Source organism: Streptomyces anulatus (assembly GCF_014650675.1).
Lineage (GTDB): Bacteria > Actinomycetota > Actinomycetes > Streptomycetales > Streptomycetaceae > Streptomyces > Streptomyces anulatus.
Genome location: NZ_BMVK01000003.1, coordinates 721833 through 729288 on the forward strand (window position 1 = coordinate 721833; position 7456 = coordinate 729288).

Sequence of the window (7456 nt, forward strand, 5' to 3'; positions counted from 1 at the left end):
CTGCGGGCGGGCGGAGCGGACGGACGAGGATGGACGAGGACCGATGAACAACCGGACTCGCGGCGCGGGACGACCGAAGCGGGACGAGCGAAGCGGGACGGGTGGGGCCGAGGCCCCGGACGTCACGCCGGGCGCGACCTCAGACCCTCCAGCAGGATGTCCAGCAACCGGGCCGAAGCCGCGGCCTGCTGAGCGGCGTCCGGCAGCGAAGGAGCCGCTGTGGCGATGACCAGCAGCACATCGGCCACCGTCACGTCCCGGCGCAGCTCACCGGACTCCCGCGCCCGGTCCACCAGCCGCCCCACGACCTCCAGCAGTTCGACCGCGCCGGTGTCCTCACCGAGGCCGTCGAGCCCGTCGGCGCCCCCGGAGCGCTGGCCGACGACGCGGAAGTCGTCCTGGCCCACTCCTTGCCGCTGCTGCGGAACGCGGGCCTCGTCCACCGCGCCCGGAGCCGACGTCGCCCCGGAAGCCGCCGGCGCACCCGGCTCCTCGCCGTCGACCCCGACCCGCAGCACCTGCGGCGGCAGCAGCCTGCCCGCACCCGACGCCACGGACGTACGCAGGAAGCGGGAGAGCGCCGACCAGGGCTTCTCCTCCTGTCCCAGCGCCGTACGCGCCTGCTCGGTCAGCCGGGAGGTCTCCTCCTCGGCTATCCGGCGCACCAGCACGTCCTTGCTCGGGAACCGCCGGTAGACGGTGCCCACGCCGACGCGCGCGCGACGTGCCACGTCCTCCATCGGAGCGCCGTAACCCAGCTCCCCGAACACCTCGCGGGCCGCCCGCAGCACATGCTCCAGATTGCGCTGCGCGTCGACGCGCAGCGGAGCCGAGCGCGGAGCGCTCGCGGCCCCCGCCGTTCCCATCGACGCCGTTCCCGACGTCGTCGCCCCGGTCGGGGCGGATCCGGCAGCGGCCGAACCCATCGCCGCGGCACTCACCGCCGCCGCGGAACGAACGGCGTCCGCCGAGCTCATGACGCCGAGCGCTCCCACGGAGCCGAGGCGTCCTTGGTCCTCGGACGCGCGCGAGAGCGCAGCCTGGCCATGCTTATCCTGAATATGCATAACTTCCCCCGGTTATGACGTCTCCCCCCGGAGACTTCCCGCCGTTTCAGCCGGGGAGCGGAGCACAACGAAATCCGCACCCGACACCCCGAAGGGTTACGAACATAGTTGAGCCCGCGTCAATTCAGAAGGGGGTAGTTCCGCATGGGACGCCCCCCGATCGGACCAAGATCCGATCGGCACCGGAACATCACCCCTCCACTTACCCCGCGCGTAGCGCCTGACCTGCGCGGCAGTAGCTCCTCACCTCCCACGAGCCCCGAGTGCCGCCGAGGAACCTCCAGTCACACAATTTGCCGGGCCTGTGGACAAACCACTGACTCCGTTGCGTCATGGGGTGGTGATGGCTCCAGATTCCCGGGGGACGACCCCCGGCACCCGGCCAGGTGTGCGCATTCTCGTCGTCGGCGGCGGCTACGTCGGGATGTACACAGCGCTGCGTCTCCAACGGAAGTTGAAGCAGAGACTGAAGAGCGGCGACGCCGAGATCGTGGTCGTCACGCCCGAGCCGTACATGACGTACCAGCCCTTCCTCCCCGAAGCGGCGGCCGGCTCGATCTCGCCGCGCCATGTGGTCGTGCCGCTGCGCCGCGTCCTGAACGACTGCACGATCGTCATCGGCGAGGCCCGGAGCATCGACCACGCCAAACGGACCGCGACCGTCACCACCCTCGCCACCGGCGAGGACGGCACCGGAGCCCTGGAGATCGCGTACGACGAGATCGTCATCGCCCCCGGGTCCGTCTCGCGCACCCTGCCCGTCCCCGGCCTCGCCGAATTCGGCATCGGTTTCAAGACCGTCGAGGAGGCCATCGGGCTGCGCAACCACGTCATCGAGCAGATGGACATCGCCTCCGCGACCCGCGACCCCGCGATCCGCGACGCCGCGCTGACCTTCGTCTTCGTCGGCGGCGGCTACGCGGGCGTGGAGGCGCTGGCCGAACTGGAGGACATGGCCCGCTACACGGCGCGGTACTACCACAACATCAAGCCGGCCGACCTGAAATGGATCCTGGTCGAGGCCTCCGGGCGCATCCTCCCCGAGGTCGGCGAGGCCATGGGCACGTACGCCATCGGCGAGCTGCGCGGCCGGAACATCGACGTACGCCTCGACACCCGCCTCGACACCTGCGAGGACCGCGTCGCCGTCCTCAGTGACGGCTCCCGCTTCCCCACCCGCACCCTCGTGTGGACCGCGGGCGTCAAACCGGCTCCGCTGCTCGCCGCCACCGACCTACCCCTCACCGAACGCGGCCGGCTCCGCTGTACCGCCACCCTCGGCGTCGAGGACATGCCGCACGCCTGGGCCGCCGGTGACGCCGCGGCCGTACCGGACCTGACCGCGTCCGAACCGGGCCGCGAGACTGCCCCGAACGCGCAGCACGCGGTGCGCCAGGCGAAGGTCCTCGCCGACAACGTCCTCGCCTCGGTCGACGGCCGGCCGCTCAAGGAGTACCGGCACGCGTACGTCGGATCGGTCGCCTCCCTCGGCCTGCACAAGGGCGTCGCCCATGTCTACGGCCGCAAGCTCAAGGGCTACCCCGCCTGGCTGATGCACCGTACGTACCACCTCAGCCGGGTCCCGACGTTCAACCGGAAGGCGCGCGTCCTTGCCGAATGGACCCTGTCCGGACTCTTCAAACGCGAGATCGTCTCCCTCGGTTCGCTGGAACACCCCCGCGCCGAGTTCGAACTCGCCGCGGGCGGCGGCTCCGGCACCCCCGGGCTCCCCGGCCCCGGCCGCCCGAAGGACACCGGAGAATCACCGGACGGCCCTCGGACGGACACCTGACGGGACGGCAGGGCGGCGACTGTCAGTACGGTCGGTCACACTGGACGTGTGACCATAGGTGGGCCCACACCTGCACAGAGTGACCCGGTCGGCAGTGACCAACAGTGACCAGCAGCGACGCACCAACAGCACGACGAGGCCCGGCTGCGCCTTCCCGGGGGTACGGCCCCCGGTGCCCCCGAACACGGCAGAAGAAGCAGCCCGCCCGAGCGGACCAGACCGACACACGAGGCCAGAAATACCGTGAACTTCACGCGTTGGAGCGCCCGCCTTCCCGGAACGCAGCGCCGAGCCGCCGCGCGGGACGACCGTAGTTCCGTGCCGGCGGCCCGAGCCGAGTCCGCCCGGGCGGACGGCTCGCCCGCCCTGCCGGACGACCCCTCCCCGGCGTCTTCCGGCCCCGCCTCGACGGAGGCCCTCCCCGGACCCGCCCTCGACGACCTCTCCGCCCGCGAGATCCTCGGCCGGCTCCCCGCCCCCGTCGCCCTGCTGCACGGCCCGGACCACCGCGTCGCGTACGTCAACGACGCGTACGAGGCCGCGTTCGGCCCCCGCCCGTCCGGCGTCCCCGCCGCCGAGGCCATGCCCGAGCTGACCCAGCTCAGCGTGGTCCCGCTGCTCGACCAGGTCCTGCGCAGCGGCACCGCCCGTACGGTCAAGTCCCGCAGGACCGCCGAGGGCGGCTCGTACACCGTGACCTGCACCCCGGTCACCGCCTGGAGCACCACGCAGGACGAGGACGACAAGGGGGCCGGGGGAGACGGCAAGGAAGGGGACAAGGGGGACGGCAGGACCGACGGCAGGAGAGAAGGCGGCGTCCTCGTCTACGCCGCCGACGTCACCGACCACGCGGAAGCCGCCGAACGCCTGCGCACCAGCGAGCGCCGCCACCGCGAAACGGCCGTCACCCTCCAGCGCTCCCTGCTCCCGCAGGAGCTGGAACAGCCCGACGACCTCCGCATCGCCGCCACCTACCAGCCCGGCGGAACCGACGCCGCGGTGGGCGGCGACTGGTACGACGTCATCACCCTCGGCGCGGGCCGCACCGCCCTGGTCATCGGCGATGTGATGGGCCGCGGGGTCCGGGCCGCCGCCGTGATGGGCCAGCTCCGCACCGCCGTCCGCGCCTACGCCCGGCTCGACCTCCCGCCGCACGAGGTGATCCAACTGCTGGACGTCCTCGCCGCCGAGATCGACGCCAGCCAGATCGCGACCTGCGTCTACGCCGTCCATGATCCGAACGAGGGGCACCTCGTCTACGCCTCCGCCGGACACCTCCCGATCCTCGTCTGCGACGAGGACGGCACCGTCCACCGCGCCGCCGACCCCACCGGCCCCCCGCTCGGCACCGGCGGCTGGGTCCACACGTCGGGCACCATCGCGCTGCCGCCCGGCTCCACCGCCGTCCTCTATACGGACGGCCTGGTCGAACGGCGCAGCGAGGACATCGACGAGGGCGTCGCCTCACTGGCCCGCGCCCTCTCGGGCGCCAAGGGATCACCGCAGGTGGTCTGCGACCGGCTGATCCGCTCCCTCGGCGTGACCGCCGAGCACGACGACGACGTGGCGGTCCTGGTGGTCCAGCACCCCGCCCGTACGGGAACGAACGCCGAGCTGTTCCACAACGCCGCGCTCGATCTCCTCGGCGGCATCGAGGCCGCCCCGCGCGCCCGCGCCTTCGCCACCGGGGTCCTGACCTCCTGGCGCTTCCCCGTCGAGCTCCGCGACCTGGGCGTCCTCGCCACCAGCGAACTGGTCGCGAACTCCCTCCAGCACGGCACCCCGCCGATGCGCCTGGGACTGCGTCGTACGGACCGCCGGCTGATCATCGAAGTCACCGACGGCGACGACCACCTGCCGCGCCGCCGCCAGGCCGAACCGGCGGACGAGGCGGGACGCGGCATCTCGATCATCGCCTCGATCGCCACCTCGTGGGGCAGCCGGCGCACGCCGGGCGGCGGCAAGGCGGTCTGGTGCGAGTTCGCCCTGCCACGATGAGCAGGGCAGTCCCGCAGCGACCGGCTCAGTGACCGCTGGAGGCGGAAGCCGCGGTGGAGGCCGGGGGAGACCCGGCCCCGGCGGCCGCGGAATCCGCACCGTCCCCGCCCTCGGGCAGTGACACCGCCACCACCCGCGACGGGACGCCTGCGAGCGACGGCTGGTCCTGTACGGGGGTGAGCCGACGGCCCAGCCGCAGGGCGAGCACCGTGATGCCCAGCGAGAACAGCACGAAGGTCACGATGTACGGGCCGTGCAGCGACGCCCCCATCGGACCGCCGACGGCCGGCCCGACCGCGAGCGCGAGCTGCTTGCACAGGGCGAACGCCGAGTTGTACTGCCCGACCATCGACTCCGGCGCCAGATCGGCGACCAGCGGGGCGACGGTCGGCGACAGCATCGCCTCACCCAGCCCGAACAGCGCGTACGTCGAGATGAACGCGGCCGTCGCCATGGTCTGGCTGCCGTGGCCCAGCCCCGCGTACCCCGCCACGATCCAGGCGAACGCCCAGATCAGGCCGACCGCCGCGATGACCCGGCTGCGCCGCCGCCGCTCCACGAGCCGCAGCACAACGAACTGCGCCACGACGATGACCGCGGTGTTGGCGGCCAGCGCGAAGCCGAGGGTGGAGGGCGCGATCCCGGCGGCCTCCGTGCCGTACGCGGCCAGGCCGGACTCGAACTGCCCGTAGCAGGCGAAGAACAGCACGAACCCCAGCACGCACAGCTGCACCATGGCCCGGTGCGAGAGCAGTGCCCGCATCCCGCCGCCCTTCGCGGCGGAACCGTCCGTGGGGCGCGCGCCGCCGAGCGAAGCCGGACGAGGCATCCGCACGGTCGTCACCACGACGCCGAGCACCACGAACATCACGGCCTCGATCAGGAAGAGCATCGTGAAGCTCGCCGGACGGCTCACGTCCACCAGCTGCCCGCCGACGAGCCCGCCGAGGCCGAGGCCCAGGTTCTGCAGGAAGAACTGGGTGGCGAAGGCCCGCGTACGGGTCGCGGTGCTGGAACACCAGACGAGCATCGTGGCGAGGGCCGGCTGCATGACGGCGGTACCCGCACCGAGCACCGCGGCGGACAGCACAGCAGCCGGAACGCTGCTCGCGAACCCCAGGGCCGCCGCGCCCACGGAGGCCAGAACGGAGGCCACCACCAGCACGGGCAACGGGCCCCGCCGGTCGATGGCCCGCCCGGTGAACGGCAGGACGGCCAGCGCTGCCATCGCGAAGGCGGCCAGGACGACTCCCGCCGTCCCGGCGCCCAGATCCCGTACCTGCGCCACATAGACGTACAGATACGGAACGGTGAACCCGAGCCCGAACGCGCTCAGCGCGCTGCCCAGCTGGATCCGCCGCAGCGCTGCGCCCATCTCCCTGGTCACACTCACCTACCTCAAGAACTCGAAGGCCTCGAGCGCGGAGCGTCGAGGCCTGACACGTAGAAATCAGACTCGAAGACTTTAGCACTAAACTTAGAAGGTGAAAACTACAGGCTGAAGGACTTCAAGGGGGGTGGGGGCGTGTCATACTGCCCGCCATGTCTGAGAGCACCGAGGAGCCCGGCCCCAGCGAGCCGAGCCTCGACGAACAGATCGCCGCCTACCAGCGCGAGTTCCGCGACCTCGACCCTCAGGTCGAACAGGTCGTCTCCGCGCTGGGCCGGCTGAACCGCCGGATGAACGTCGCGTACGGGAGACAGCTCGCCGCGCTCGGCATCAGCAACGCCGAGTGGGAGGTCCTCAAGACCTTGGTCCTGGCCGGCGCTCCCTACCGTCTGGGCCCCGGTGAACTGGCGAAGCGCCTCGGCCTCACCCCGGCCGCCATGACGCATCGCATCGACCGGATGGCCGGCGAAGGCCTGGTCACCCGCGACCGCGACGAGAACAACCGGGTCCGCGTCATCGTCGAGCTGACCGATGAAGGCCGTACGAAGTGGCTCGAGGCGATGCGCATGGCGAGCGACTTCGAGGAGGACCTCCTCCAGGACCTGTCCGGCGACGAACGCGGTGTCCTCGGCGAGCTGCTGGTCCGCCTCCTGCGCCGCGTGGAGCACGCCCAGCCGGACGCCGGCGGCCGGCTCACCGACCTGGACTGAGGGCCAGGACAGAGGCCCTGCGGAGGCCACCGGGGGAGGGTTGACACACCCCTGGTGGATCCGTAAAGTTCTCCGAGTTGTCACGGAGCCGGAACGGTTCCGCGGCAGCCGATCCCGCCGCGGACGCGGCAACCAAACTTCAGCACGATCTCCCACTCGGGATGATTTCGGCATGCCGGAATTCATTACGAAGGCCCGATTATGAGCCGCCGGGAGAATCCGCTAGAGTTTGAGCGTCGGAACGGCCCAACAGCCGGGAAGACAAGCCCCACTGACTGGGAATCAGGCCCGAAAGGATCTGATAGAGTCGGACTCGCCGGAAAGGGAAAACGCGAAAGCGAAGGACCTGGAAGGCGGGATGCGAGACCCGCTTCGACCGGGAATCGGACACGAAAGAGTCTGATAGAGTCGGAAACGCAAGACAGCAAGACAAAGAAGAAGACGAAGGGAAGCGCCCGGAGGGCCCCGGTGAAACGGGACCGAAGGAAGCGTCCGTTCC

5 protein-coding genes are annotated in these 7456 nt (G+C 71.2%); 3 read left to right on the plus strand and 2 right to left on the minus strand.

Annotation, left to right across the window (positions count from 1 at the left end; all coding sequences use genetic code 11):
- Positions 1-122: 122 nt before the first annotated feature.
- Complete coding sequence (locus IE272_RS11665; RefSeq protein WP_373304168.1) at positions 123-977, minus strand: TetR/AcrR family transcriptional regulator; 855 nt, start codon at positions 975-977, stop codon at positions 123-125.
- A gap of 514 nt (positions 978-1491) precedes the next feature.
- Between IE272_RS11665 and IE272_RS11670 the strand changes: the two genes are divergently transcribed.
- Positions 1492-2859, plus strand: coding sequence for an NAD(P)/FAD-dependent oxidoreductase (locus IE272_RS11670; RefSeq protein WP_050358711.1), 1368 nt, complete (start codon positions 1492-1494; stop codon positions 2857-2859).
- 243 nt (positions 2860-3102) lie between these two features.
- A complete protein-coding gene (locus tag IE272_RS11675) occupies positions 3103-4857 on the plus strand; it encodes an ATP-binding SpoIIE family protein phosphatase (protein ID WP_056702468.1) in 1755 nt (584 codons plus the stop codon).
- A 25-nt stretch (positions 4858-4882) separates the two neighbouring features.
- Here IE272_RS11675 and IE272_RS11680 read toward each other — a convergent pair whose 3' ends face one another.
- The gene (locus IE272_RS11680; RefSeq protein ID WP_050358675.1) at positions 4883-6232 is read right to left on the minus strand and encodes an MFS transporter; all 1350 of its coding nucleotides are present in this window, start codon (positions 6230-6232) and stop codon (positions 4883-4885) included.
- 167 nt (positions 6233-6399) lie between these two features.
- On the opposite strand from IE272_RS11680, the gene IE272_RS11685 reads away from it, so the two are divergent.
- Positions 6400-6957 carry a MarR family winged helix-turn-helix transcriptional regulator gene (locus IE272_RS11685; RefSeq protein WP_050358674.1) on the plus strand — a complete coding sequence of 186 codons (558 nt, stop codon included), beginning with the start codon at positions 6400-6402 and terminating at the stop codon, positions 6955-6957.
- Positions 6958-7456 lie beyond the last annotated feature (499 nt).